Consider the following 25,399-nt stretch of genomic DNA (forward strand, 5'->3'; position numbering starts at 1 on the left):
TGGGCTCAGGCAACGCCGAGGGCGATGCGGCCCACCGCAAACACACTGACGATCATGCCGAGCACGGCGACGAACTTCACCGCGGTCTGCAGCACCAGGGCCAGCAGCGATTCGTGGATGTAGTCTTCCAGCACGACCTGCATGCCGAGCTGCGCGTGCCAGAACATGGCAATCAGCAGGCCGATCAGCGGCACCGCGTTCCACGGCTTGGCCACGGCAGCTGCGGCGGTCGCGTAATCCGAGCCGAGCAGGCCCAGCACGAAGACCAGGAACCAGATGCCCAGCACCACCAGGGCGGCGGCGGTCAGGCGCTGGTGCACGAAGTGCTCGGTACCGGTCTTGGCCGAACCCAGGCCGCGCACGCTCTTCAACGGGGTACGGAACTTGCTCACGCGGCACCTCCGAACATCACATAGGCCCACACCAGCAGGGTGATCACCAGGCTGCCGGTGACCGACAGCCAGCTGCTGCGGATGAAGGCGGGGATGCTGAAGCCGATGGCAAAGTCCTGCACCACATGGCGGATGCCATTGCACAGGTGATAGGCGAACGACCATGTCCACGCGAACAGGAACACGCGGCCATACCAGGCCCCGGCATGGCCGGTGAAGCAGTTCCAGGACTCGGGCCCCATCATCAGGGCCAGCAGGCCGGCGGCGATGATGAGGGCACCAACAGACAGAAAGACGCCAGTGGCTCGATGCAGGATCGAGGTGGCCATCTGAATCTGCCAGCGATACACCTGAAGGTGCGGGGAAAGTGGGCGTTGTCTGGTCGCCATTCGCTGGGCTCGTTGTCTCGGCTGGGCGGCACACGGCCGCGTTGGCTCAATGCTGATCAGAAATCGATGCAGCGTCCGTTTTTCTCCCAATCGCCATACCGCACCGGATCAAGTCCGCCGCGGCCGCCGAATTCCTCTGCTTTTTCCTGTTCCACGGGCACGGGTGCCGCGGGGACCAGCGGGGCTTCAGATTCGTCGTCGGGAGTGGGGGTTGTTTGGCCTATCATGTTCGGTCTCGCAACGCACAAATTTTAGACCTCGTTCACGTGCCTGACAACCTGCCCCCTGCTTTCGTCGGATATCCGCGCCTGCCCGGCCACCAGTTGCTGAGCCTGCAGGGCGTGGATGCGGCCGTGTTCGCCCACGCCCAGTTCAGCAGCGACGTCACCGCCCTGCCCCTGTGGCACTGGCACTGGAGCGCCTGGCTGAGCGCCAAGGGCCGCACCCTGGCGGTGTTCCAGCTGCTCCGGCTGGCCGACGACCACGTGATGCTGGTGCTGGCTGACGGCGATGCCGATGCGATTGCTTCGCAACTGCAGCGCTTCGTGTTCCGTCGCAAGGTGAAGGTGCAGGTGCGCAACGATCTGGCCGTGGCCGGCGCCTTCACTGCACCAGAGGCCGCCAGCGGCGCGGCGATTGCGCACACCGCAGGTGATGGCTGGGAGCTGGACCTGGGCAGTGATGCCCTCCCGCGCACCCTGCGCATCGGCGCTCCTGATGCCTTTGCCGCCGGTAGCGGAACCGATGAGGCCGCTTTCGCCCTGGCCTGGCGCCAGGCCGACCTGCGCTACGGATTGCCGCGACTGGAAGACAGCCAGCGCGAAGTGTGGACCCCGCAGCAGCTGGGCCTGGACCGCCTGAACGGCTACAGCGTGAAGAAGGGCTGCTACCCGGGCCAGGAAATTGTCGCCCGTACCCACTTCCTCGGCAAAGCCAAGCGCGCGGTGCAGTTGCTGCAGACCGCGGCACCAGCGCAGGCCGGTGATGGCGTGCAGCAGGACGGCGCGGCGCTGGGCACGATCGCCAGCGTGGCCGGTGAGCTGGCGCTGGCGGTGCTGCCGCTGGAAACCGGCGATGCCGCGTTGCAGGTGGATGGCGCCGTGGCACAGCGCGTACCGCTGCTGGATGGGTTGGCGCGCTGAAGCGGGCGGCACCGCATCCACGCATGGCGTGGATCTACTGAACCCGCAGACCCGGCGCGGACCGTTGGTCCGCACCGGATGGGTAGTGGCGGCCCCTGGCCGGCAACATCGATAAGCCCGATTACAGCCGCTCGCCGCTTTCCGCATTGAAGAAATGCAGGCCCTGCGGATGGATCGCCACGCGGATGTCCTCACCCACTGCCGGCAACGCCTGCGGGGCCACGCGCATGGTCAGCGCATGCTGGCCGCTGCTGAGGTTGACGAAGATCTCGTTGCCGACCGGCTCGATGCCTTCGATGCGTGCGGTGAACGCATGCGCATCATCGGCGCTGGCCGGCTGCAGGTGTTCCGGGCGCACACCCACCGCGATCGGCTTCTGCAGCCAGGCCGGATCGATCGTGGCCTGGCCCAGCGGTGCACGCCAGTCGCCGTCGACCACGGTCACGCCGCCGGCGTCGCCCTGCAGCGTGCCACGCAGCACGTTCATCGCTGGGCTGCCGAGGAAGCCGGCCACGAACAGGTTGGCCGGGCGGTCGTACAGCGCCATCGGTGTGTCGATCTGCTGGATGACGCCGTCCTTGAGCACCACGATGCGCTGGCCCAGGGTCATCGCTTCCACCTGGTCGTGGGTTACGTAGATCATCGTGGTGCCCAGCTTGCGGTGCAGCTGCGCGATCTCGGTGCGCACGCTGTGCCGCAGCTTGGCATCGAGATTGGACAGCGGCTCGTCAAGCAGGAACACCGCCGGCTCGCGCACCAGCGCACGGCCCAGTGCCACGCGCTGGCGCTGGCCGCCGGACATCGCCTTGGGCAGCTTGTCCATCATCTCGGTCAGGCCCAGCGTCTGCGCCGCCTCGGCAATGCGCTTGTCGATGGTGGCCTTGTCATGGCCGCGCAGCTTCAGGCCGAAGGCCAGGTTCTCGGCCACGGTCATATGCGGGTACAGCGCGTAGCTCTGGAACACCATGGCGATGTCGCGGTCCTTCGGCGCCACGTCGTTGACCACGCGGTCGCCGATGGTCAGCGTGCCGCCGCTGATCTCCTCCAGGCCGGCCACCATCCGCAGCAGCGTCGACTTGCCGCAGCCCGACGGCCCCACCAGCACCATCAGCTCGCCGTCGGCGACCTCGAAGGTGGCGTCCTTCACTGCAACCTGGCCGTTGTCGTAGACCTTGCGCACACCCTGCAACTGCACTTTTGCCATATCACTCTATCCAGTCCGCCCGGTGCCGGGCTGTCATTGGGGACTGCCTTCGGCCCTCCCGATGGCAGTGATGATTGCGCGGTCGCCGCATGGCGGCGAGCACTGCAATCGAATACAGTTGCCCATTCTGCCATGTAAACGTTTTCACGTGGCACTATCCGATGATCGGTGCGCACCGATCTGCGTCGGCGGAAGAACGAAGCTTCCGCCGAGGTAGTGGTTTCGAATGGGACGGTCTTCCGGAGCCCCGGAAAACGCCCCTGACGAGCCTCGGACAGGCAGTTGCGCGGATGTCCCCCGAACCCAGCCATGAAGCGATTGACAACGATGTCACCCGGATCTGAAACTCGAGCGATGCACGACACCCTCTTCCTGTTCGGTGCCACAGGTGATCTGGCCCAGCGCTACCTGTTCCCTTCGCTGCTTCGCCTGCTCGGCGACGGCCTGCTGCCGGAGGACTTCCGTATCCGTGCGCTGGCCCTGTCCGGGCATGACACCGAAGCCTTCCATGACATCCTGCGCCCGCGCCTGCAGCAGGCCATGCCGATGGCCACGCAGGACGACATCGCTGCGCTGCTGCGTCGCATCGACTACCGCTCGGTCGACCTGCGCGACGTCGACTCGGTGGCCGCCGCGGTCTCCGACCTGGTGCACCGCAAGTGCGTCAGCTACCTGGCCATTCCGCCGGGCCTGTACATCTCCACCTGCGAAGGCCTGGCCAAGGGCGGTGCCCTGGCTGCGCCGGCACGCCTGATGCTGGAGAAGCCGATCGGCAGCGACAGCGAAAGCGCCGAGGAGATCATCTCCACCATCGGCCAGTGGATCGACGAAGACCGTGTGTTCCGCCTCGACCACTACCTGGGCAAGGCGGCGGTGCAGAACCTGATCGCACTGCGCTTCGGCAACACGCTGCTGGAAGCGGTGTGGAACCGCAACTACATCGAATCGGTGCACATCCTGGTCGCCGAGAGCGAAGGCGTGGATGGCCGCGACGCCTACTACGCCCGTTCCGGCGCGCTGCGCGACATGGTGCAGAGCCATATCCTGCAGCTGCTGTGCATGGTGGCGATGGAGCCGCCGGCCTCGCTGGAAGCCGACCGCATCCGCGACGAGAAGGTCAAGGTGCTGCGCGCACTGCGCCCGCTCGATGCCAGGCACGCCGCTCGTGACAGCATCCGTGGCCGCTACACCGCCGGCACCATCAACGGCCAGCCGGCCCAGGCCTACCAGCCGCCGGAAGGCAGCGACGTGGAAACATTCGCCGGCGTCACCGCGCACATCGACAACTGGCGCTGGAGCGGCGTGCCGTTCCACCTGGTCACCGGCAAGCGCCTGCCCGAGCGCACCACCCGCGTGGTGGTCACGCTGAAGCCGGTCACCCATTGGCTGTTCGAGCGCCCGCAGCGCGCGCAGGCCGCGCCGAACCGCCTGGTGTTCCAGCTGCAGCCGCAGGAAAACATCGAACTGGGCCTGATGAGCAGCCTGGCCGGCCCGGAATGGGGCGCGCTGGAACTGCACCCGCTGGAACTGGAACTGTCGGTGCCGACCGGCCTGCACCGCCGCATCGCCTACGAACGCCTGTTCCTGGATGCCTTCAATGGCAACCACACGCTGTTCGTGCGTGACGACGAAGTGCGCGCCGCGTGGGCCTGGATCGACAGCGTGGCCGACGCCTGGAAGGAGGCCAAGCTGCCGCTGGAACCCTACCCCGCCGGCCAGTGGGGCCCGAGCAACGCCACGGAATTCCTGCCGCAGGGCGTGGACGCACCCGACAGCGGAGCCTCGGCATGAGTGCCGGCTCGCAGCCCGTGCTGGTTGCCGACATCGGCGGCACCAACGCCCGCTTCGCCCTGGCCGACACCTCGCTGGACGCGCCACTGCTGAAGGACAGCATCCGCGAGTACGCGGTGGCCGAGTTCCCCTCGCTCGGTGATGCCGCGCGCCACCATCTGGAACAGATCGGTGCCACGGCCAGCCGCGGCGTGTTCGCGGTGGCTGGCCGCGTCGACGGTGACGAAGCACGCATCACCAACCATCCCTGGGTGATCTCGCGCAGCCGCACCGCAGCGATGCTCGGCTTCGACGAGCTGCACCTGATCAATGACTTCGCTGCGCAGGCCATGGCGATCTCGCTGCTGCAACCCGATGACGTGGTGCAGGTCGGCGGTGCGGCCTGGGTGCCGGGCAAGCCGGGTCAGCCGCGCAACTATGCGGTGATCGGGCCGGGCACAGGGCTCGGCGTCGGCGGCCTGATACTGCGCCACGGCCGCTGCTATCCGCTGGAAACCGAAGGTGGCCATGTCAGCTTCCCGCCGGGAACGCCGGAAGAGATCCGCATCCTGGAGATCCTCTCCGAACAGTTCGGCCGCGTCTCAAACGAGCGGCTGATCTGCGGCCCCGGCCTGGTCAACATCCATCGCGCCGTGTGCGAGATGGCCGGCATCGACCCGGGTCAGCTGCAACCGGTGGACGTGACCGCGCGCGCCCTGCACGGCGACCCGCAGGCGATGCGCACCGTGGATGTGTTCTGCGCGGTGTTCGGCGCCATTGCCGGCGATCTGGTACTGACCCAGGGCGCCTGGGACGGCGTGTTCCTGACCGGTGGATTGACCCCGAAGATGCTCGACTCGCTGCAGCACTCCGGCTTCCGCCAGCGCTTCGAACACAAGGGCCGGTTCTCTTCGATCATGGCGCGGGTACCGTCGCTGGCGGTGATGCATCCCCACGCCGGGCTGCTGGGTGCCGCTGCCTACGCAGCCGACGCCGAACGTGACGCACCAGGAGTTGCCGCATGACCCCCGCTTTCCACGACGACCGCATCGACTTCATCCACCATGGCGATGCCGATGGCTGGATCGAGGCGGTAGCCGCCGAGATGGCGCAGACCCTCAACCACGACATCAATGAAGTGGGCCGCGCCCGCATCCTGCTGTCGGGTGGCACCACGCCGGCGCCGGTCTACCAGGCCCTGGCCGAACTGGACGTGCATTGGGACCGGGTTGAAGTGAGCCTGGCCGACGAGCGCTGGCTGTCGCCACAGGATCGCGACAGCAACGCCTGGCTGGTGCGCGAGCACCTGCTCAAGCGCGCCGAGGGTGCCCACTTCGATCCGCTGGTGCGGATCGGCAAGCCGCTGCCGGAATGCGTCTACACCGCCAATCTGCAGGCCCAGCACAGCCAGCCGCCGAGCCTGGTGGCGCTGGGCATGGGCAACGATGGCCACACCGCCTCGCTGTTCCCGGGCTCAAAGGACCTGGCCCGCGCGCTGGAAAGCACCCTGCCCTACGCCGCGCTGGATGCCACCGGCTGCCCGGGTGCCAACCAATGGCCCCTGCGCATCACGCTGACCCCGCACGGCCTGCGCCAGTGCCGCCAGCGCCTGCTGCTGCTGCGCGGCAAGCAGAAGCTGCAGGTACTGCGCCAGGCGCTGGACAGCAACGACGCCCAGCAGTACCCGATCCTCAATGCGATCAACCTGGACGGCGCGCGTCTGCGCGTCCATTGGGCTGATTGACGTCGGCGGCGGCGCCTTGCCGCCGCTTGCCTCTCGCCACCACGAACGCCGGTAGCCAATGAGCCTCCATCCGCAACTGCACGCCATCACCGAGCGCGTCATCCTCCGCAGCGCCGCCTCGCGCGCCGCCTACCTGGCCGCGATCGACGCTTCCCTGCGTGACGGCCCATTCCGCAGCCGCCTGAGCTGCGGCAACCTCGCCCACGGCTTCGCTGCCTGCGGCGGCACCGACAAGAGCCGCCTGCGCGGCGGGGTGACGCCGAACCTGGGCATCATCACCGCCTACAACGACATGCTGTCGGCGCACCAGCCGTTCGAGACCTATCCTGAGCAGATCCGCGAGATCGCGCGCGAACTCGGCGCCACCGCACAGGTCGCCGGCGCCGTGCCGGCGATGTGCGACGGCGTCACCCAGGGCCGTGGCGGCATGGAGCTGTCGCTGTTCTCGCGCGATGTGATCGCGCAGGCCACCGCCATCGGGCTCAGCCACGACATGTTCGACACCACCGTCTACCTCGGTGTGTGCGACAAGATCGTGCCCGGCCTGCTGATCGGCGCACTGGCCTTCGGCCACCTGCCTGCGGTGTTCGTGCCGGCCGGCCCGATGACCCCGGGCATCCCCAACAAGCAGAAGGCCGAAGTGCGCGAGCGCTACGCCGCCGGCGAAGCCACCCGCGAAGAACTGCTGGAAGCCGAGTCCGGCTCGTACCACGGCGCCGGCACCTGCACCTTCTACGGCACCGCCAATTCCAACCAGGTGCTGCTGGAAGCGATGGGCGTGCAGCTGCCGGGGGCCTCGTTCGTCAACCCGGGCACGCCGCTGCGCGATGCACTGACCCGCGAAGCCACCGAACGTGCGCTGGACATCACCGCACTCGGCGACGACTTCCGCCCGCTGGGCCGGATCATCGACGAGCGCGCGATCATCAACGCGGTCATCGCGCTGATGGCCACCGGTGGCTCTACCAACCACACCATCCACTGGATCGCCGTCGCGCGCGCCGCCGGCATCGTGCTGACCTGGGACGACTTCGACGAGCTGTCGCAGCTGATCCCGCTGCTGGCGCGCGTCTATCCGAACGGCGAGGCCGACGTGAACCGTTTCGCTGCGGCAGGCGGCCCGGCGTTCGTGTTCGGCGAGCTGATCAAGGCCGGGCTGATGCACGGCGATCTGGTCAGCGTGGCGCGCGGCGGCATGGCCGACTATGCGCGCGAACCGCAGCTGCGTGACGGCCAGCTGGTCTATCTGCCCGGCCTGGAACACAGTGCCGATGAAGAGGTGGTGCGCGGCGTCGACAACCCGTTCGAACACCAGGGCGGCCTGCGCCTGCTGCGCGGCAACCTGGGCAAGTCGCTGATCAAGCTGTCGGCGGTGAAGCCGCAGTACCGCACCATCGAGGCCCCCGCCGTGGTGGTCGATGCGCCGCAGGTGCTGAACAAGCTGCATGCCGGCGGTCTGCTGCCGCAGGATTTCGTGGCGGTGGTGCGTTACCAGGGCCCGCGCGCGAACGGCATGCCGGAACTGCATTCGCTGGCGCCGCTGCTGGGGTTGCTGCAGAACCAGGGCCGACGCGTGGCGCTGGTCACCGACGGGCGCCTGTCCGGCGCTTCCGGCAAGATTCCGGCAGCGATCCACGTGACCCCGGAAGCGGCACGTGGCGGCCCGCTGGCCAAGGTGCGCGAGGGCGACATGATCCGGCTTGATGGCGAGGCCGGCACGCTGGAAGTGCTGGTGGATGCGGCCGAATGGGCAGCACGCTCGCTGGCGCCGAACACCGCGCCGGCGGCGCAGGATCTGGGCCGCAATCTGTTCGCGATCAACCGTCGCGTGGTGGGTCCGGCCGACCAGGGTGCGATTTCGATTTCGTGCGGGCCAGCGGCGGCCGATGGTGGGCCGTGGGATTACGACGCGGAATACGAGCTGGGGCACGATGCAGCGGCAGCGGCAGCGCCGCATGAGGCGAAGGACGCCTGAGGGTTGAAGGGCGTTGCGGGTATGCGTTGGCGGTGAGGTTGCTGGGGCGGCGGAGGGCAGGTCGTCGCCAGGACACGCCGTGAATACTTCCCTGTAGGCTCGGTCGCGCCATCCATGGCGCGAACGGTCCCGGCGACGGCCTGCCCTCCACCGCATCACAGTTTCCGGCGCCGATACGCCGCGAAGTGGTCACTGAAAATCAAATTCAAAAACAGAAGCAAAGGCAGAAGCAGAGCTATGGGTATCGAACAACATCAGGTGCGTGCGGCGGAGCTGTTGCATGCGGCCGGCATCCTGCCGGTGGTGACCATTCATACGCTCGACCAGGCGCGGGCGGTCAGTGCGGCGCTGCTGGAAGGCGGCTTGCCGGCCATCGAGCTGACGCTGCGTACGCCGGTGGCGATGGAAGCGCTGGCGATGCTCAAGCGTGAGCTGCCGGATGTGGTGGTGGGTGCCGGCACGGTGCTGACCGTGGCGCAGATGCAACAGTCCATCGATGCAGGTGCGGACTTCCTGGTAACCCCGGGTACGCCGCCGGCGCTGGCCGATGCGCTGGCGGCTGCGCCACTGCCGGTGGTGCCGGGCGCGGCCACGCCGACCGAGCTGCTGTCGCTCTACGCGCGCGGCTTCCGGGTGTGCAAGCTGTTCCCGGCCACGGCCGTAGGCGGGCTGGCGATGATCAAGGGTCTGGCCGGCCCGGTCGCCGACCTCAAGCTGTGCCCGACCGGTGGCATCACCGAGAACACCGCCGCCGAATACCTGGAGCAGAAGAACGTGGTCTGCATTGGTGGTTCGTGGATGGTGCCAGGCAACTGGATCGCCGACGGCGAATGGGACAAGGTGCGCGCCAGCGCCGCCGACGCCGCGAAGATCATCAAGCGCGTACGCGGCCACTGAGCCCGACGCAGCTGTAGAGCCGAGCCCACGCTCGGCTCCACGTGAGCGCCATGGATGGCGCGACCGAGCCTGCAGGGATGGATTCACGGCGTCCCCTGCGCGATCCCTCCGCAGGGCCACCCTCCAGAATCCAAACGCACCACCACCGCGACGGGCTCAGCCGTTGGCCGAAACCCGCCCGTTACAGCGGCCGTGCCGGATCCACCAGCCCGCACTGGCTGGCCATGCGTGCCAGCGCGATGTTGTCGTGGATGCCCATCTTCTCGAACAACCGCGCCTTGTGCGTGTTCACCGTCTTCGCGCTCAGGCTCAGGCGCCGTGCAATGTCTTCCTGGCGCAGGCCCTGGGTCAGCAGCAGCGCCACTTCCAGTTCACGCGGCGACAGGCTGTCGAATGGCGAACCATTGCCTTCCACGGTCGACAGCGCCAGGTTCTGCGCGATGCTGGTGCCCAGGTAGCGGCGACCGGCCGCCACATCGCGCACCGCGCGCAACAGTTCCTGCGCATCGCAGCCCTTGCCGATGTAGCCGGCCGCGCCGGCTTCGAGCAGGCGCTTTGGCAGCGGGCCGTCTTCCAGCACCGACACGATCACCACGCGGGTATTGCGGTGGCTGCGGACGATGCGCTCGGTCACTTCCATGCCGCTTACACCCGGCAGGTGCAGATCGCACAGCACCACATCCGGCAACAACTGGCGGACATCGCGCAACGCGTCTTCGCCGGTCTCGGCTTCGCCCACCACCTCGATGTCGGCTTCCCCCGACAGAATCATCTTCATACCGGTGCGGACCAGCGCATGGTCATCCACCAGGTAGACTCGAATCGTCATTCACGTACCTCTTCGAATGCGGCCATTGCAGGTCAAGCTAGGCAGGGTGCCGATACCCCGCAAGCGCGCTCGGAATGCGGCGCGGGCATTCTGCCTTGCGCATCACATAACCACGCGTTGAGCTTGCCCCCTGTCTTGCAGAACCTGCTGTTTCGAAACAACTGATCTATCACGTAGACGCCCACCGGGGGCCATCCACGTCATTCCCCCTGTGATGATGCTTCGCTGGCCTTCGCTGGCGGCGAGCCGTGACGTCGCCATGGGTGCCGGCGACTGAACATGACCAGATAGCACCCTACCACCCAAACCAGCGCGGCACACCATCCGGCCAGGATATCGGAGGGGTAATGCACCCCCAGGTAGACCCGGGACAGGCTGACCAGCAGGCTGAACGACGGGGCCAACAGCAGCACCGGCCAGCGCCAGCGGGTGTTCCAGGCCAGCAGGACCAGGGTCACCGCCAGGGTCATCGAGCCCATCGCGTGGCCGCTGGGGAAGCTGAACGTCGATTCCGGCGCGATCGACTCCCACAGGCTGGGCCGCTCGCGCTGGAAGAACTGCTTGCTGCCCATGTTCAGCAACGCCGAGCCGACGAAGCTGACCGCCACGAAGGTGGCTTCACGCCAACGCCGGTAGCCCAGCAGCGCGCCGATGATCAGCACGTCAGCCGGGATCAGGAACCACTCGTAGCCCAGTTTCGAGATGAGCACGAAGAAGCGGTCCAGCAGCGGCGAATGCAGGCCGTGCATCTGCCACAGCAGGGGCGCATCGAAATGGAACGATTCAAATTCGTGCACTTCATCGGCCAGCGCGACGAAGCCGGCCAGCGGCAGCAGTACGCCACCGAACAGCAGGACCAGGCGCCAGGCATTGCGCGCCATCCAGTGGCGGAAACCGGAGGCGGACTCCGGCGCAGCGAGAATCGCGGGCTTATCCGGCGCTTCGGACATAGGTACGTTCGACGTAGTCGTCGATCAGGGCGACGAAGTCCTGGGCGATGTTCTCGCCACGCAGGGTCACCTTCTTTTCGCCATCGACGAACACCGGCGCCGACGGCGCCTCACCGGTACCCGGCAGCGAGATGCCGATGTTGGCATGGCGCGATTCACCGGGCCCGTTGACCACGCAGCCCATGACTGCCAGCGTCATGTTTTCCGCGCCGGGATGCTGGATCTTCCACAAGGGCATCTTTTCACGGACGTGGTTCTGCACCACCTTGGCCAGTTCCTGGAAGAACTCGGAGGTGGTGCGCCCACAGCCCGGGCAGGCGGTGACCAGCGGGGTGAAAGCGCGCTGGCCGGTGGTCTGCAGCAGCTCCTGGGCGACGATCACTTCCTGCGTGCGCGACTGGCCCGGTTCCGGGGTCAGCGAGATGCGGATGGTGTCGCCGATGCCTTCCTGCAGCAGCACGCTCAGCGCCGCCGCCGAGGCGACGATGCCCTTGCTGCCGATGCCGGCTTCGGTCAGGCCCAGATGCAACGCGAAATCCGAGCGCTGGGCCAGGTCGCGGTACACCGCGATCAGTTCCTGCACGCCACTGACCTTGGCCGACAGCACGATGCGATCGCGCGGCAGGCCCAGTTCCACCGCCTGTTCGGCCGAATCCAGCGCGGAGCGGATCAGCGCCTCGCGCAGCACACGGCCAGCGTCCCACGGCTGTTCGCGGTGGTTGTTCTCGTCCATCAGCTTCGCGGCCAGGGCCTGGTCCAGCGAGCCCCAGTTGGCGCCGATGCGCACCGGCTTGTTGAAGCGGATGGCGAATTCGATCAGCTGTGCGAACTGCAGGTCCTTCTTCTTGCCGAAGCCGACGTTGCCCGGGTTGATGCGGTACTTGGCCAGCGCTTCGGCACAGGCCGGCTCGGCGCTCAGCAGCTGGTGGCCGTTGTAGTGGAAGTCGCCGATCAACGGCACCTCGATGCCCATCATCGCCAGCTTGTCGACGATGCGCGGAATCGCAGCGGCGGCCTCAACGGTGTTGACGGTCAGGCGCACCATTTCCGAGCCGGCGCGCCACAATTCGGCCACCTGCTTCACGCTGGAGGCCACATCGGAGGTATCGGTGTTGGTCATCGACTGCACCACCACCGGCTTGCCTCCACCGACGGTGACCCCGCCGATCTGGACGGCATGGGTCTGGCGACGGGGCCAGGCAGTGGCATCGGAGGGGGGCGTCGGGCGGGTAACGGCGTCGTGCATGGGCGCATTCTACCGCCCGGCCCCACGTTCCGGGTGAGTCGCATTCAGCCGATGGTGCGTCTGCGGCCGATTGTCGCAGGCGCCGTTGCCCAGGAACGCATACGATGAGCGCGAATGACCGGTCCCGACGCCCCGTTCCTGCGAACCCTGTGCAGCCTGCGCTGGCTTGCCGTGGGCGGCCAGGCGGCCACCATCCTGGTGGCCACCTGGGTACTGGGCCTGCCGCTCCCGCAGCTGCCATTGTGGGCCGGCGTGGCGGTGCTGGCGCTGTTCAACATCTACACCCAGCTGCGCCCGGAAGCCGCCGATACCGCACCACTGACCGCGTTCGGGCACATTCTGGTGGATGTGATCATCCTGACCTGGATGGTCGGCTGGAGTGGCGGCATGGCCAACCCGTTCAGCTCGCTGTTCCTGATCCTGATCGCGCTGGCTGCGTTCGCCCTGCCCCTGCGCTGGGCGCTGGCGGTGGCGCTGGCCTGCCTGCTTGGCTACGCCAGCAGTGGCATCTTCGGCCAACCCCTGCCGGACGGCTATTTCCGCGCCCAGGATCTCAATCGCTGGGGCGTGGTCGCCAACTTCCTGATCTCCGCGGCCGTGGTACTGGCCTTCTCCACCCGCCTGGCGCTGGCCCTGCGCCAGCGCGAACTGGAGCTGTCGGCGCTGCGCGAGCGCTTCGCCCGCAACGAGGGCATCGTCGCCCTGGCCACCCATGCCGCCTCGGTGGCGCACGAACTGAACACGCCGCTGGCGACCATGACCCTGCTGGCCGACGACGTAGCCGAGCGCAGCGAAGAGCCGGAAGTGCGCGAGGACATGGAAACCCTGCGCGAGTTGCTGGTGCAATGCCGTGAACGCGTGCTGGCGCTGGCCGCACCGGCTTCGGCCGACGCCCCCGGCCGCCGCCACTCCAATGCCCAGCAGGTGCTGGAGCAATGGCGCCTGGTACGGCCGACCATCGACCTGCACCGCAACGACGACGCCCCGCTGCGGCTGCCACTGGACCCCGGCGTGGGCCACCTGCTGATGGTCCTGCTCAACAACGCCGCCGATGCTGGGGAACAGGCCGGCCGGCCGCGCGTGGACCTGGACCTGCGCATTGAAGGCGACGACCTGATCGGCGAAGTCCGCGACTACGGCCACGGCTTCGATGCGCGCGCCGCCGTGCTGCCGGGCACCCTGTTCGGCAGCAGCAAGAGCGAGGGCATGGGCGTCGGCCTGGCCCTGTCCCATGCCACCATTGAACGCCTCGACGGCGAGATGTGGATGCGCCCGGCCCAGGGGGCCGGCAGCCGCGTCGGCTTCCGCCTGCCGCTGGCCCCACGCGAGGACACCCCATGAGCCTTCACCACTCCACCCTGGGCCTGCTGGTCGACGACGACGAGCTGTACCTGAGGACCCTGCAGCGCAGCCTGGCCCGCAAGGGGCTGGAGACCCAGACGGCGCAGGATGCCGCCAGCGCGCTGGCACTGGCGCGCCAGCAGCCACCGGCGTTCGCGCTGATCGACCTGAAGCTGGGCAGCGACTCGGGCCTTGCACTGATCCAGCCGTTGCGCGCCCTGCGTGCCGACATGCGGATCCTGCTGGTGACCGGCTATGCCAGCATCGCCACGGCGGTGGAAGCGATCAAGCTCGGTGCCGACGATTACCTGCCCAAGCCGGCCACGGTACCGATGATCCTGCGTGCCCTCGGCGAAGAGGATGACGGCCCAGCCGACGATGGCGAAATGGAAGTGCCCGACGCGATGACGCCGATCAGCCGGCTGCAGTGGGAGCACATCCAGCAAGCGATGCACGAGACCGGCGGCAACGTGTCGGCGGCGGCGCGGCTGCTGGGCATGCACCGGCGTTCGCTGCAGCGCAAGCTGGCCAAGCGGCCGAGCCCGGAACGCGACCCCAGCCGTTGACGCGGGGGCGCGTCCGCCGCGCTACCGACTCGTAGAGTCGAGCCATGCTCGACTACGCGGACAACACAGTCGAGCTTGGCTCGACTCTACAGAGAGCGTCAGCGCTTCAGCTGCGCCAGGATCTCGCGGGTCATCGGATCGGCAACCGCCACGTCCTCGCCCTGCAGCGCCGGCAGCAGGCCGCTGGCCAGCTGCTTGCCCAGTTCGACACCGAACTGGTCGAAGGCGTTGATGTTCCAGATCACCGACTGCACGTACACGGCGTGCTCGTACATCGCGATCAGCGCACCCAGCGCCTGCGGCGTCAGCGCATCAAGCAGGATCAGCGTGCTCGGGCGGCCACCCGGATAATCGCGGTGCGGATCGTCACTGCCCTGCCCGTTGGCAAGCGCCTCGGTCTGCGCCAGCAAATTGGCCAGCAGCGCCTGGTGATTGATCGTGTAGGGATCGTCGTTGTGCACGCAGCCGATGAAATCGGCCGGAACGATGCTGGTGCCCTGGTGCAGTGCCTGGAAGAAGCTGTGCTGCACGTCGGTGCCTGCCCCGCCCCACCACACCGGCACGGTATCAGTGGTGACCGGCTGGCCATCGCGCCGCACGCGCTTGCCCAGGCTCTCCATCACCAACTGCTGCAGGTAGGCCGGCAGCAGCGCCAGGCGCTGGTCGTAGGTCATCACCGCATGGGTGGCGCAGCCCAGCAGGTTGCGGTTCCAGATGTCGGTCAGCGCATGCAGCACCGGCAGGTTGCGCTCCAGCGGTGCGTCCAGCGCATGCGCATCCATCTGCGCGGCGCCTTCCAGCAGCTGTTCGAAACGCTCGAAACCAATGGCCAGCGCGATCGGGAAACCGACCGCCGACCACAGCGAGTAACGGCCGCCCACCCAGTCCCACATCGGCAGCACGCGCTCGGCGGCAATCGCGAAGGCCTTGGCGGCGCGCTCCGGATTGGCGCTGACTGCGTACAGGCGCTCGCTGCCGCCCAGCCAGTCGTGCAGGATCTGGCCGTTGAGCAGGGTTTCCTGGGTGCCGAAGGTCTTGGAGATCAGGATGCCGGCGGTCCTGGCCGGATCCAGCGTGGCCAGCGTGCGCTGCATGGCGGCGCCATCCACGTTCGATACGAAATGCACGCGCAGGCGCGCACCGGTAACCGGGCGCAGCGCATCGGCGACCAGGCGTGGACCGAGATCGGAACCACCGATGCCGACGCTGACCACATCGGTCACGCCGCTGTCTTCCAGCGCGCGCACCAGCACGCCCATGCGCTGGCGGATTTCGCGGGCGGTGGCATAGGCCTCGGCCGCCACCGGCGCATCGACCACGTCGCCACGCAGCGCGGTGTGCAGCGCGGCGCGGCCTTCGGTCAGGTTGACCTGCTCACCACGGAACAGCCGGGTGATGGCGCCGCCGACATCACGGTCGGCCGCCAATGCCAACAGCGCCTGCAGCGCTGCGGCATCGTATTTCTGCCGCGCGAAGTTGACGTACAACGGACCGACCCGCAGCGCCAGGTCCTGGACGCGACCGGGTTCGGCAGCGAGCAGGCTGGAAATGCTTGCGCCCTTCAGGCGCTGGGCGTGGGAATGCAGCGAGTCGAATCCGTTGTTCGTTGTCATGCGGCTTGTGTCGGGATCGTGTCGTTGGTGTGGGTGATCTGGTTGCTGCCATCAACGTACACCAGCTTCGGCTTGAAGCTGTCAGCTTCCTGCTCGGTCATGCTGGCGAACGCGGCGATGATGATGATGTCACCGACCTGCACGTGGCGCGCGGCACCGCCATTGAGCGAGACCACGCCGCTGCCAGCTTCGGCACGGATGGCATAGGTCGAGAAGCGCGCACCGTTGGTCACGTCCCAGATGTGCACCTGCTCGAACTCGCGGATGCCGGTGGCAGCCAGCAGGTTGTCATCGATGGCGATGGAACCTTCGTAGTTCAGCTCGGAATGGGTGACGGTGGCGCGGTGGATCTTGGTCTTGAGCAGGGACAGGTGCATGGGGGCGCTGCAACGGCAAAGGAAAGCGCGGATTCTAGCACCCGTCCGGCCATCGGCATCACCGCCGGCAACCTGTTCAGGTAGCGCCGGGCCGTGCCCGGCGAGCGCAGCGGCCGTGGTCCGCCGGGCATGGCCCGGCGCTACCCATCGTACGGAATTCAGAATTCCAGGTTATCGATCAGCCGGGTCGTGCCCAGGCGTGCGGCGATCAGGGCCACGCGGCCACCGCCGTCAAAGCTCGGCTCGGCCAGATCCGGCGTGCGCAGCACCGCGTAGTCGACCTGGAAACCGGCGGCCTGCAGTGCCGCCGTGGCGTCCGCTTCGATCTGCGCGCGCGTGTGCCCGGCCACGTAGCCTTCGCGCATGCCCAGCAGGGTGCGGTGAATGGCGGTCGCGTGCGGGCGCTGCTCGGCACTCAGGTACTGGTTGCGCGAGCTCTTGGCCAGGCCATCCTCGTCGCGCACGATCTCGGCGCCGACGATCTGGACCGGGAACGACAGCTCGGCCACCATCTGCTTGATGACGGCCAGCTGCTGGTAATCCTTGCGCCCGAACACGGCTACGTCCGGCTGCACCTGCAGGAACAGACGCGCCACCACCGTGCACACGCCATCGAAATGGCCTGGGCGACTGGCACCCTCCAGCACTTCGCTGACACCTGGCGCGTGCATCTGCGTGGTCTTGTCCACGCCCAGCGGGTACATCGCCTCGACGCTTGGCAGCCACACGGCATCGCAGCCGACCTGCTCCAGCCCGGCCACGTCGGCCTCGGGCGTGCGCGGGTAGCGACTGAAATCCTCGTTCGGCCCGAACTGGGTCGGGTTGACGAAGATGCTCGCCACCACCCTGTCGGCGTACTGGCGGGCCAGGGTCACCAGCGAATGGTGCCCCCCATGCAGGTTGCCCATGGTCGGCACCAGCGCCACGCGCAGGCCCTGCTGCTTCCACTGCGCAATCTGCTCGCGCAGTGCGCCAAGCTCGTTGAAGGTCTGGATCATTGGGCGTAGGCGTGCTGTTCGTCGGGGAAGCTGCCGTCGCGCACGGCGTCGGCAAAGGCGCGGGTGGCACCGGCCACCGAACCACCTTCGGCCAGGAAGTCCTTGACGAACTTCGGGCGGCGATGGCCGCTGTCCAGGCCAAGGAAATCGTGCAGCACCAGCACCTGGCCATCGCAGTGCGGGCCGGCACCGATGCCGATGGTCGGCACATCCACCGCGGCAGTGACTTCAGCCGCCACCGGCGTCGGCACGCATTCGAGCACCATGATGCTGGCGCCCGCTGCGGCCACGGCCCGGGCATCTTCCACCAGCTGGCGCGCGGCATCGCCACGGCCCTGGATCTTGAAGCCACCCAGGCGCAGCACCGACTGCGGGGTCAGGCCCAGGTGCGCGCAGACTGGAATCTCGCGTTCGACCAGGTAGCGGATGATGTCGACCTTGAAACCGGCACCTTCGATCTTGACCATCTCGGCGCCGGCCTGCAGCAGCTGCAGCGAAGCATCCAGCGCGCGTTCCGGGGTGGCATCGGCACCGAACGGCAGGTCGGCCACCAGCAGCGCACGCTGCAGCACGCGGGCCACGGCGCGGGTGTGGTAGACCATGTCGGCCACGGTCACCGGAAGGGTCGAGTCATGACCCTGCACGACCATGCCCAGCGAATCGCCGATCAGGATCAGATCAACGCCATTGGCGTCGAAAGTGCGGGCGAAGCCGGCGTCGTAGGCGGTCAACATGACCAGCTTCTGGCCATTGCGCTTGGCCTCGGCCAGGGCGGGAACGGTCCAGGGCTTGCTGTCTGCGTGGGTGCTCATGTGTTGATAACCGGGGGAGATAACCCGGGCATTATCACCCTATCGGCGCGATCCCGCAGGCATCGACCCGCATCACTGCATCCTGCACGCGGCCATGGCCAGGAATTTTCAGTTCCGGCCCGATTTCGGCCAACGGCACCAGCACGAAAGCACGCTCGTGCAGGTACGGATGCGGCACCTTCAGATCGGGCAGGTCCAATACCTGCTCGCCGTACAGCAGCAGGTCCAGGTCCAGCGCTCGCGGCCCCCAATGCACCGCCGGATCGCGGACGCGACCGAACTGCCGCTCCAGCCCGAGCATGGCCTGCAACAACTCGAGTGCAGGCAGATCGGTGAGCACCGCCGCCACGGCGTTGACGAACGGCGGCTGGTCCTCATTGCCCCAGGCCGGGGTGGCATACAGGCGTGACGCCTGCAGCAGCCGCGTTTCAGGCAGCTCGTCCAGCGCGGCGATGGCCGCGCGGACGGTGTGGGCGGCGTCGCCAAGATTGGCGCCCAGCCCGATCCAGGCACGGGTCATGGCTTACTCGGCAGCGCTGCCCGCCGGACCGCCCGGGCGGCGACGGCGACGGCGACGCTTGCGCGGCGCCCCACCGTCCTCATCGCCGCCTTCGCTGTGCATGGCATCGAGCGACGACTCCAGCTCATGGCCCGATTGCGCCTGTGCCTCGCGCCAGAACGCGACATCCGCTTCGTGCTCGGCCGAGGCCACCTGGCGCAGGGCCAGGAAGTCGAACGCGGCACGGAAACGCGGATGGGTCAGCGTGCGGAACACGCGCTTGCGCTGGCGCGAGCCGAAGCGCGACTGCAGCAGCCAGATTTCCTGCATCGGCAGCGAGAAGCGGCGTGGCAGTGCGATGGTGCTCAGCTGCTGCACGGTGACGCGGTCGGCAGCACGACGCTGCGCCTCTTCCGGTGCCACGCCCTGCTTGAGCAGGGTCGCCTGCGCACGGCAGAACGCCGGCCACAACAGCAGGGCGAACAGGAACGCCGGCGACACCGGCTCATCATTGGCCACGCGCGCATCGGTGTTGGCCAGGCCTTCCACCAGCATGCGCCGCAGAGCGCCGGTGCGGTTCGATTTCAGTGCCTTGGCGCTTTCCGGGAACAGCACGTCGAGCAGGCCATAGCGCTCCAGGCCCTCGAAGCTGGCCACGCCGTGCCCGGACAGGAACAGCTTGAGCACTTCCTCGAACAGCCGCGCCGGGGCCGCTTCGTTGAGCAGGCCAGCCAGATGCGGGATCGGCGCAGCCGTGCCCTCTTCGATCTGGAAGCCCAGCTTGGCCGCAAGACGCACCGCGCGCAGCATGCGCACCGGATCTTCGCGGTAACGCTGCTCGGGGTCGCCGATCAGCTTCATCAGGCGTGCCTGCACGTCTTCGAAACCGCCGGTGTAGTCACGCACCGAGAAGTCTTCGATGGCGTAATACAGGGCGTTGCAGGTGAAGTCACGGCGTACGGCGTCGTCTTCGATGGTGCCGTACACGTTGTCGCGCACCAGCATGCCGTTTTCCATCTCGCGGTCGCCGCTGCCGTCATCGCTGTTGGCGCGGAAGGTGGCGACTTCGATGATTTCGCGGCCGAACACCACATGGGCCAGGCGGAAGCGTCGGCCGATCAGGCGGCAGTTGCGGAACAGCTGCTTGACCTGTTCGGGCGTGGCGTCGGTGGCCACGTCGAAATCCTTGGGTTGGCCATTGACCAGCAGATCGCGCACCGCGCCGCCGACAAGGTAGGCACCGAAGCCGGCATCGCGCAGGCGGTAGAGCACGCGCAGGGCATTCGGGCTGATCTCCTTGCGGGAGATGGTGTGCTGGTCGCGCGGGATGACGCGCAGGCTGAACGGTGATGTCGCAGGGGAAATGATGTTGGCGCTTCCGGTTGAAGTTTCGGGATTGCCCAATGGCATCGAGGTGCATATACTAGCGCTCCTGCCTCGGCAGCGACACCAGTTACGCTCCCTTCGTCTAGTGGTTAGGACGTGGCCCTCTCAAGGCTAAAACAGGGGTTCGAGTCCCCTAGGGAGCGCCAGTCGCCGCAGCAGGAACCGAAAAAGCCCGCCTTGTGCGGGCTTTTCTGTTTTCCGGGGTTTGCAATGGCATTGATCGGCTTGGTTGCTTTGGCGCCTGCCTGCAATCGGCTTGAGCCGGTGGGGTCACCCAGGGCAGGACACGCCGTGAACCCATCCATGGGCTTTTGCGCGTCCTGGAGAGGGCGGCCTGCCCCCTCACACTCTGGACAAGCAGGCGCCGACGGAATGCAACCGAAGCCAGGCGCCGTCAGCCTTCCATCTGCTCCAGCTCCTTGCCCTTGGTCTCGCGCACGTAGCGGACCACGAAGAAGACCGAGAGGATGGCCGCAACCGCGTAGATGCCATACGCGCCGGCCAGGCCGATGCCGGCCAGCAGCATCGGGAAGGTCACGGTGATCGCGAAGTTCGAGGTCCACTGCGCCGCGCCGGCCACCGCCAGCGCCGGGCCGCGGATCTGGTTGGGGAACATCTCGCCCAGCATCACCCACATCACCGGCCCCCAGGACATGTTGAAGAACACCACGTAGACATTGGCCGCCACCAGCGCCAACCGCCCCATGCCATCGGACAACTGCAGGCGGCCATCCACCAGGCTGCCGCTGGCAAATGCCACCACCATCAGCACCAGCGCCACCGACATGCCGACCGAGCCGACCCACAACAGCGGCTTGCGGCCGATGCGGTCGATCAGCACCACCGTCAGCAGGCAGGCGCCAATGCTCAGTGCGCCGGACAGCACGTTGATCAGCAGCGCGTCGCCTTCGGAGAATCCAACCGCCTGCCACAGCACCGCGCCGTAATAGAACACCACGTTGATGCCGACCAGCTGCTGGAACATCGCCAGGCCGATGCCCACCCACAGGATCGGACGCAGCTTGCCGGTGACCTTGTCGCGCAGGTCGGCAAAGCGTGGCTTGTGCTGGTCCTGGGCCAGGCTGGCCTCGATCTCGGCCTGCTTGGCCGCCGCTGCTACCTCGCCATACAGGCGCGACAGCACCGCCCTCGCCTGCGCCTGCCGGCCCTTCAGCACCAGGAAACGCGGGCTTTCCGGAATCACCAGCAGCAACAGCAGGAACAGTGCCGAGGGCAGCGCCTGCATCCAGAACATCCAACGCCAGGCTTCATGGCCCAGCCACAACGGCTCGGTGGACGCACCGGCGGCACGTGCCAGCAGGTAGTTGCTGAGGAAGGCGGCGAACAGGCCACAGATGATGGCCATCTGCTGCACCGTGGCCAGCCGTCCCCGATAGCGTGCCGAGGCGACTTCGGCAATGTAGGCCGGCGACATCACGCTGGCCGCACCCACCGCAAAGCCACCCAGCACGCGCGCGGCGATGAACAGCCAGGAGGCATGGGCGGCGCCGGCACCCAGCGCCGACACCAGGAACAGCAGTGCCGACACGATCAGCACGCCACGGCGGCCCAGCCGGTCACCCAGCCAACCGGCCAGGAATGCGCCGATCGCACAGCCCAGCAGCATCGAGGCGACTTCGAAGCCGAGCGCCGCCTCACTGGAATTGAACGCCTGGCGCAGGCCGTCGACCGTGCCGTTGATGACACCACTATCGAAACCGAACAGGAATCCACCGAGGGTGGCCACACAGCTGATGAGGACGATGAACGCAGTGTTCTCGCCGCCCTGGGAGGCGGTGCCGGGCTGGGCTTGGGACATGGACGATCCTGCTGGGAAGGGAAGGCGGCCACCTGCGGCGACCGGGCGTCCGCAGCGTCGCACAGGCCCCGCCCTGTCGCCAACGGGGGCGCAGCCGAGCCTGCCAGACGCCCGTTTTCCGCCCCGCGCCGACACCGGGGCCCAACCTGTTCTAGAATTGTCGGGTTCAGGAATCGATCCACCCCCAGCCCATGCCCTTTGTCGTCACCGAAAACTGCATCAAGTGCAAACACACCGATTGCGTGGAAGTGTGCCCCGTGGATTGCTTCCACGAAGGCCCGAACTTCCTGGTGATCGATCCGGATGAGTGCATCGACTGCACCCTGTGCGAGCCGGAGTGCCCGGTCAATGCGATCTTCCCGGAGGACGATGTCCCCGCCGGCCAGGAAGGCTTCGTGGCGCTCAACGCCGAGCTGTCTCGCGAGTGGCCGGTGTTGACTGTGCGCAAGGACCCGCCCGCCGATGCCGGCGAGTGGGATGGCAAGCCGGACAAGCTGAAGCTGCTGGAGCGCTGAGGCGCCAGCAACGGCAACGGCAACGAAAAAGGGCGCCGATGGCGCCCTTTTTTTCGGTAGCGCCGGGCCATGCCCGGCGGATCCTGGGCCGCGCTTCACGCTCGCCGGGCATGGCCCGGCGCTACCCAAGGCAGGCGCGGACCGCGATCCACACCCAGCCGGCTGGCCTTACTGCGCCAGCTTCGCCTTCAGCGCGGCGATCAGCTTCACCGGCGCTTCTGCAGTAGCCGGCAGGCCACGCGGGTCGACCGCGGAGATGTAGGCGCCGGCATCGACGGCGACCACGCGGACCAGGAAGTTGCTGCCTTCATAGGCCACATCGTACGAACCCAGCAACTGCGCGCGGCTGGCGATGGTCACGCCTTCCACGCCTTCCAGCGCGGTACCGACCTTGGCGAAGGCGTCATCCTTGCCACCGGCAATGGTGAAGCCGGTGTTGCCCACGGCCGGGGCCGCAGCAGCCGGGGCCGCCGGCTTGGTCGCCGATGCCAGGGTCGGCACCTTGTTGTCACCGGTGGTGGCCGGCAGGTTCAGGTCCGGCGGCACTTCCAGCGGACGCATTTCCGGGGCCAAGGCATAGTCGCCCTTGACGCCACGCTTGAAGCAGCCGGTGGTGCTGGCGGCGACGGCCACGGCAAGCAGGGCATAGGACAGGACGCGGACGGTGGAAACGGATTGACGCATGTGAATCTCCTGGATCAGACCAAGACGGGAAGTCAGTGGCTGGAAAGGGCTTCGAGGGCGGCGATGTCGCCGGCAAGATGATCGGCCGCCGCATGGTGCGGTGCCGACAGCGGCAGCAGCGGCAGTCGCAGATCGTGACCGATGCCGAGGCGGCGCAGCAGCGCCTTGACCGGGATCGGGTTCGGCTCTACGCCGCAGAAATCATGGAACGGCTGCAGGCGCGCATCCCACGACGCGGTGGCTTCGTGGTCGTGGGCCGCGGCCAGCTCGCACATCCGTCGGTAGGCGCCCGGCAGCACGTTGGAGCCGACCGAGATCAAACCATCGACACCGGCCTGGATCGAACGCGCGGCGGTGCCGTCATCGCCACTGAGCACGGCGAACTGCGGGCTGCGCAGGGCCAGCAGCGCCTGCACGCGGCCGGTGTCGCCCACCGCTTCCTTGATGCCGACGATGTTGGGATGGCTGGCCAGCTCGGCCACGGTCTCCGGCTGCATGTCGCAGCCGGTACGGCCGGGCACGTTGTACAGCACCACCGGCAGCCCGCCCTGGTCGGCCACCGCACGGTAATGCGCGATCAGGCCGGCCTGGGTGGGGCGCACGTAGGGCGGCGTGACCACCAGCGCGTGGCTGGCCCCGAGCGCGCCGGCGCGACGGGTCTGTTCGATGGTCTTGGCGGTACCGGACAGGCCGGTGCCGGCCATGACCGGAATGCGGCCGCCGATGCGCTCGACCGCGCTGGCCAGCAGCAGGTCGTACTCGGCATCGGTGAGGGTTGCCGCTTCACCGGTCGAGCCGGCAACGACAACGCCATGGACGCCACCTTCAAGCTGCAGATGCAGCAGGCGCTGCCAACCGTCGGGATCGAGGGCGCCGTCGGCCCGGAAAGGGGTCGCCAGCGCGGTGATGAGGCCGGAAAGGGACAAGGACGTGCTGCTCTTGGCTGGGAAGGGAAACGCCCGCCACGAAAGGCCGGGGGCGACCTGAATGTTACTTGCGGCGCGAAAGCACGGGCAAGTATGCTGGACACCGGTGGATCCCCGCCTCTGGCGGGCATTCAGACTCACGCATGCATTACCCGGAATCGCCTTGACCGACACCACCCCGCGCCCCGCGCCGAGCGAAAACCACCTCCTGATCAACGCCTATACGACGCATCCGGAGTCCCCCCTGCTGTCCGTCACCCGCCGCATTGCCGACAGCGGCTGCAATCTGGTGGACGCGCGGCTGGCCACGGTCGGCCGCGATGTCTCGGTCACCGCCCTGGCCACCGGCTCGTGGGACTCGGTCGCCAAGCTCGAAGCGATGCTGACCCGGCTCGAGCGCGAGGAAGGCCTGAAGCTGGTCTGGTACCGCACAGCGGCCAAGCAGGCGCAGTCCAACCTGCTGCCGTACATCGTCGAGGTGATCGCCGCCGACAAGCCGGGCATCCTGTTCCAGCTGGCCGATTTCTTCGACCGCCAGGGCATCACCATCGAGAACCTGCAGAGCACGCGCTACCGCGCCATGCAGACCGGTGCGGAGATGTTCAGCGCGCAGGTCACCATCGGCGTGCCGGCCAACATGCACATTGCCGCGCTGCGTGACGATTTCCTTGAGTTCTGCGACCACCTGAATCTGGACGCGATCATGGACCCGATGAAGTTCTGAATGAATTCCTGATTTTTTCGCGCGCCTCTCACAGGCGCGTGGCGTTTCATGCAATTGTCGTAGAAAGAACCCAGGCTCGACAGAAGGACCTCATGAACAACGGCGACACCCTGGACAGCACCACCCTCTCCCTGCCGCTGGCCCTGTCCGGCGGCGCCCACGCCACCCTCGGCGACTACGCCGGCCAGTGGCTGGTGCTGTACTTCTACCCCAAGGACAGCACCCCGGGCTGCACCACCGAAGGCATTGACTTCAACGCGCTGCTGCCGAAGTTCAAGAAGGCCGGCGCGCTTGTGCTCGGCGTCTCGCGCGACTCGGTGAAGTCGCACGACAATTTCTGTGCCAAGCAGGGGTTCGGCTTCCCGCTGGTCAGCGATGGCGACGAAGCGCTGTGCACCGCCTTCGACGTGATCAAGATGAAGAACATGTACGGCAAGCAGGTACGTGGCATCGAGCGCAGCACCTTCCTGATTTCCCCCGACAGCCGCATCGTGCAGTCCTGGCGCAAGGTCAAGGTCGCCGGCCATGCCGATGCCGTTCTCGACGAACTGAAGGCCTCCCAGTCCAAGTGAGTCCCATTGCCCACCGTGTCCGCCATCAC

The 25,399-nt window shown here is 67.4% G+C and carries 27 protein-coding genes and 1 tRNA gene; 12 read left to right on the forward strand and 16 right to left on the reverse strand.

Translation table 11 applies throughout. The features are described from left to right. Positions 1 to 5 precede the first annotated feature (5 nt). The 3 genes from sdhD to LZ605_RS23195 are packed head-to-tail and all read right to left on the reverse strand — an operon-like array spanning position 6 to position 1,008. Positions 6 to 392: a succinate dehydrogenase, hydrophobic membrane anchor protein gene (sdhD, locus tag LZ605_RS07565; protein WP_049434183.1), complete on the reverse strand. Its 387-nt coding sequence runs from the start codon at positions 390 to 392 to the stop codon at positions 6 to 8. After that, positions 389 to 781 (reverse strand): succinate dehydrogenase, cytochrome b556 subunit, encoded by a 393-nt coding sequence (gene sdhC, locus LZ605_RS07570; RefSeq protein WP_005409076.1) that lies wholly within the window; start codon positions 779 to 781, stop codon positions 389 to 391. The genes sdhD and sdhC overlap by 4 nt, the downstream gene beginning before the upstream one ends. A gap of 56 nt (positions 782 to 837) precedes the next feature. Next, positions 838 to 1,008, reverse strand: coding sequence for a DUF1674 domain-containing protein (locus tag LZ605_RS23195; RefSeq protein ID WP_005409075.1), 171 nt, complete (start codon positions 1,006 to 1,008; stop codon positions 838 to 840). A 39-nt stretch (positions 1,009 to 1,047) separates the two neighbouring features. On the opposite strand from LZ605_RS23195, the gene LZ605_RS07575 reads away from it, so the two are divergent. Continuing rightward, complete coding sequence (locus tag LZ605_RS07575; RefSeq protein ID WP_249844342.1) at positions 1,048 to 1,923, forward strand: YgfZ/GcvT domain-containing protein; 876 nt, start codon at positions 1,048 to 1,050, stop codon at positions 1,921 to 1,923. Positions 1,924 to 2,044: 121 nt separating this feature from the next. Here LZ605_RS07575 and LZ605_RS07580 read toward each other — a convergent pair whose 3' ends face one another. Next, positions 2,045 to 3,127 carry an ABC transporter ATP-binding protein gene (locus LZ605_RS07580; protein ID WP_249844343.1) on the reverse strand — a complete coding sequence of 361 codons (1,083 nt, stop codon included), beginning with the start codon at positions 3,125 to 3,127 and terminating at the stop codon, positions 2,045 to 2,047. 354 nt (positions 3,128 to 3,481) lie between these two features. On the opposite strand from LZ605_RS07580, the gene zwf reads away from it, so the two are divergent. From zwf to eda, 5 genes are all read left to right on the forward strand, one after another. Then, the gene (gene zwf / locus LZ605_RS07585; RefSeq protein WP_306803888.1) at positions 3,482 to 4,918 is read left to right on the forward strand and encodes a glucose-6-phosphate dehydrogenase; all 1,437 of its coding nucleotides are present in this window, start codon (positions 3,482 to 3,484) and stop codon (positions 4,916 to 4,918) included. Continuing rightward, positions 4,915 to 5,922: a glucokinase gene (gene glk / locus LZ605_RS07590; protein WP_249844345.1), complete on the forward strand. Its 1,008-nt coding sequence runs from the start codon at positions 4,915 to 4,917 to the stop codon at positions 5,920 to 5,922. The genes zwf and glk overlap by 4 nt, the downstream gene beginning before the upstream one ends. Further along, a complete protein-coding gene (gene pgl / locus LZ605_RS07595) occupies positions 5,919 to 6,641 on the forward strand; it encodes a 6-phosphogluconolactonase (protein ID WP_249844346.1) in 723 nt (240 codons plus the stop codon). The genes glk and pgl overlap by 4 nt, the downstream gene beginning before the upstream one ends. Before the next feature lie 58 nt (positions 6,642 to 6,699). Continuing rightward, on the forward strand, positions 6,700 to 8,616 hold the full coding sequence (gene edd, locus LZ605_RS07600; protein ID WP_249844347.1) for a phosphogluconate dehydratase: 1,917 nt from the start codon (positions 6,700 to 6,702) through the stop codon (positions 8,614 to 8,616). A gap of 237 nt (positions 8,617 to 8,853) precedes the next feature. Further along, positions 8,854 to 9,513: a bifunctional 4-hydroxy-2-oxoglutarate aldolase/2-dehydro-3-deoxy-phosphogluconate aldolase gene (gene eda, locus LZ605_RS07605; protein ID WP_249844348.1), complete on the forward strand. Its 660-nt coding sequence runs from the start codon at positions 8,854 to 8,856 to the stop codon at positions 9,511 to 9,513. Between the two features lie 181 nt (positions 9,514 to 9,694). On the opposite strand, the gene LZ605_RS07610 is transcribed toward eda, so the two are convergent. From LZ605_RS07610 to ispG, 3 genes are all read right to left on the reverse strand, one after another. Then, positions 9,695 to 10,342, reverse strand: coding sequence for a response regulator (locus LZ605_RS07610; RefSeq protein ID WP_249844349.1), 648 nt, complete (start codon positions 10,340 to 10,342; stop codon positions 9,695 to 9,697). Positions 10,343 to 10,542: 200 nt separating this feature from the next. Continuing rightward, the gene (locus tag LZ605_RS07615) at positions 10,543 to 11,292 is read right to left on the reverse strand and encodes a phosphatase PAP2 family protein (RefSeq protein WP_249844350.1); all 750 of its coding nucleotides are present in this window, start codon (positions 11,290 to 11,292) and stop codon (positions 10,543 to 10,545) included. Next, entirely contained in the window at positions 11,273 to 12,538 is a 1,266-nt protein-coding gene (gene ispG, locus LZ605_RS07620) for a flavodoxin-dependent (E)-4-hydroxy-3-methylbut-2-enyl-diphosphate synthase (protein ID WP_107232785.1), read from the reverse strand. The genes LZ605_RS07615 and ispG overlap by 20 nt, the downstream gene beginning before the upstream one ends. 114 nt (positions 12,539 to 12,652) lie before the next feature. Between ispG and LZ605_RS07625 the strand changes: the two genes are divergently transcribed. Further along, positions 12,653 to 13,879, forward strand: a complete 1,227-nt coding sequence (locus LZ605_RS07625) for an ATP-binding protein (protein WP_107232786.1) — start codon at positions 12,653 to 12,655, stop codon at positions 13,877 to 13,879. Further along, positions 13,876 to 14,445, forward strand: coding sequence for a response regulator transcription factor (locus tag LZ605_RS07630; RefSeq protein ID WP_057496879.1), 570 nt, complete (start codon positions 13,876 to 13,878; stop codon positions 14,443 to 14,445). The genes LZ605_RS07625 and LZ605_RS07630 overlap by 4 nt, the downstream gene beginning before the upstream one ends. Before the next feature lie 98 nt (positions 14,446 to 14,543). On the opposite strand, the gene pgi is transcribed toward LZ605_RS07630, so the two are convergent. The 6 genes from pgi to pcnB all read right to left on the reverse strand — a co-directional run bounded on the left by pgi (position 14,544) and on the right by pcnB (position 20,148). Then, a complete protein-coding gene (gene pgi / locus LZ605_RS07635) occupies positions 14,544 to 16,058 on the reverse strand; it encodes a glucose-6-phosphate isomerase (RefSeq protein WP_249844351.1) in 1,515 nt (504 codons plus the stop codon). Continuing rightward, a complete protein-coding gene (panD, locus tag LZ605_RS07640) occupies positions 16,055 to 16,435 on the reverse strand; it encodes an aspartate 1-decarboxylase (RefSeq protein WP_008268179.1) in 381 nt (126 codons plus the stop codon). Before panD ends, pgi begins: the two co-directional genes overlap by 4 nt. A gap of 158 nt (positions 16,436 to 16,593) precedes the next feature. Further along, on the reverse strand, positions 16,594 to 17,433 hold the full coding sequence (gene panC / locus LZ605_RS07645) for a pantoate--beta-alanine ligase (protein ID WP_249844352.1): 840 nt from the start codon (positions 17,431 to 17,433) through the stop codon (positions 16,594 to 16,596). Then, positions 17,430 to 18,245 carry a 3-methyl-2-oxobutanoate hydroxymethyltransferase gene (gene panB / locus LZ605_RS07650; protein WP_107232789.1) on the reverse strand — a complete coding sequence of 272 codons (816 nt, stop codon included), beginning with the start codon at positions 18,243 to 18,245 and terminating at the stop codon, positions 17,430 to 17,432. Before panB ends, panC begins: the two co-directional genes overlap by 4 nt. A gap of 34 nt (positions 18,246 to 18,279) precedes the next feature. Beyond that, on the reverse strand, positions 18,280 to 18,765 hold the full coding sequence (folK, locus tag LZ605_RS07655; RefSeq protein ID WP_249844353.1) for a 2-amino-4-hydroxy-6-hydroxymethyldihydropteridine diphosphokinase: 486 nt from the start codon (positions 18,763 to 18,765) through the stop codon (positions 18,280 to 18,282). A 3-nt stretch (positions 18,766 to 18,768) separates the two neighbouring features. Continuing rightward, a complete protein-coding gene (gene pcnB / locus LZ605_RS07660) occupies positions 18,769 to 20,148 on the reverse strand; it encodes a polynucleotide adenylyltransferase PcnB (RefSeq protein WP_409461215.1) in 1,380 nt (459 codons plus the stop codon). Between the two features lie 53 nt (positions 20,149 to 20,201). Here pcnB and LZ605_RS07665 point away from each other — a divergent pair. Next, positions 20,202 to 20,276 (forward strand) — tRNA-Glu (locus LZ605_RS07665). Between the two features lie 248 nt (positions 20,277 to 20,524). Here the strand turns inward: LZ605_RS07665 and LZ605_RS07670 are convergent. Next, a complete protein-coding gene (locus LZ605_RS07670; protein WP_107232792.1) occupies positions 20,525 to 21,949 on the reverse strand; it encodes a sugar porter family MFS transporter in 1,425 nt (474 codons plus the stop codon). 191 nt (positions 21,950 to 22,140) lie between these two features. On the opposite strand from LZ605_RS07670, the gene fdxA reads away from it, so the two are divergent. Further along, positions 22,141 to 22,464 (forward strand): ferredoxin FdxA, encoded by a 324-nt coding sequence (gene fdxA / locus LZ605_RS07675; protein WP_057496885.1) that lies wholly within the window; start codon positions 22,141 to 22,143, stop codon positions 22,462 to 22,464. Between the two features lie 168 nt (positions 22,465 to 22,632). Here the strand turns inward: fdxA and LZ605_RS07680 are convergent, their stop codons facing one another. Further along, a complete protein-coding gene (locus LZ605_RS07680) occupies positions 22,633 to 23,148 on the reverse strand; it encodes a hypothetical protein (protein ID WP_249844355.1) in 516 nt (171 codons plus the stop codon). A gap of 32 nt (positions 23,149 to 23,180) precedes the next feature. Further along, a complete protein-coding gene (gene dapA / locus LZ605_RS07685) occupies positions 23,181 to 24,074 on the reverse strand; it encodes a 4-hydroxy-tetrahydrodipicolinate synthase (RefSeq protein WP_249844356.1) in 894 nt (297 codons plus the stop codon). Positions 24,075 to 24,237: 163 nt separating this feature from the next. On the opposite strand from dapA, the gene LZ605_RS07690 reads away from it, so the two are divergent. Then, the gene (locus LZ605_RS07690; protein WP_005409051.1) at positions 24,238 to 24,798 is read left to right on the forward strand and encodes a glycine cleavage system protein R; all 561 of its coding nucleotides are present in this window, start codon (positions 24,238 to 24,240) and stop codon (positions 24,796 to 24,798) included. Between the two features lie 92 nt (positions 24,799 to 24,890). Further along, positions 24,891 to 25,370, forward strand: coding sequence for a peroxiredoxin (locus LZ605_RS07695; RefSeq protein WP_249844357.1), 480 nt, complete (start codon positions 24,891 to 24,893; stop codon positions 25,368 to 25,370). Positions 25,371 to 25,399: the final 29 nt, after the last annotated feature.

Source organism: Stenotrophomonas maltophilia (genome assembly GCF_023518235.1).
Lineage (GTDB): Bacteria > Pseudomonadota > Gammaproteobacteria > Xanthomonadales > Xanthomonadaceae > Stenotrophomonas.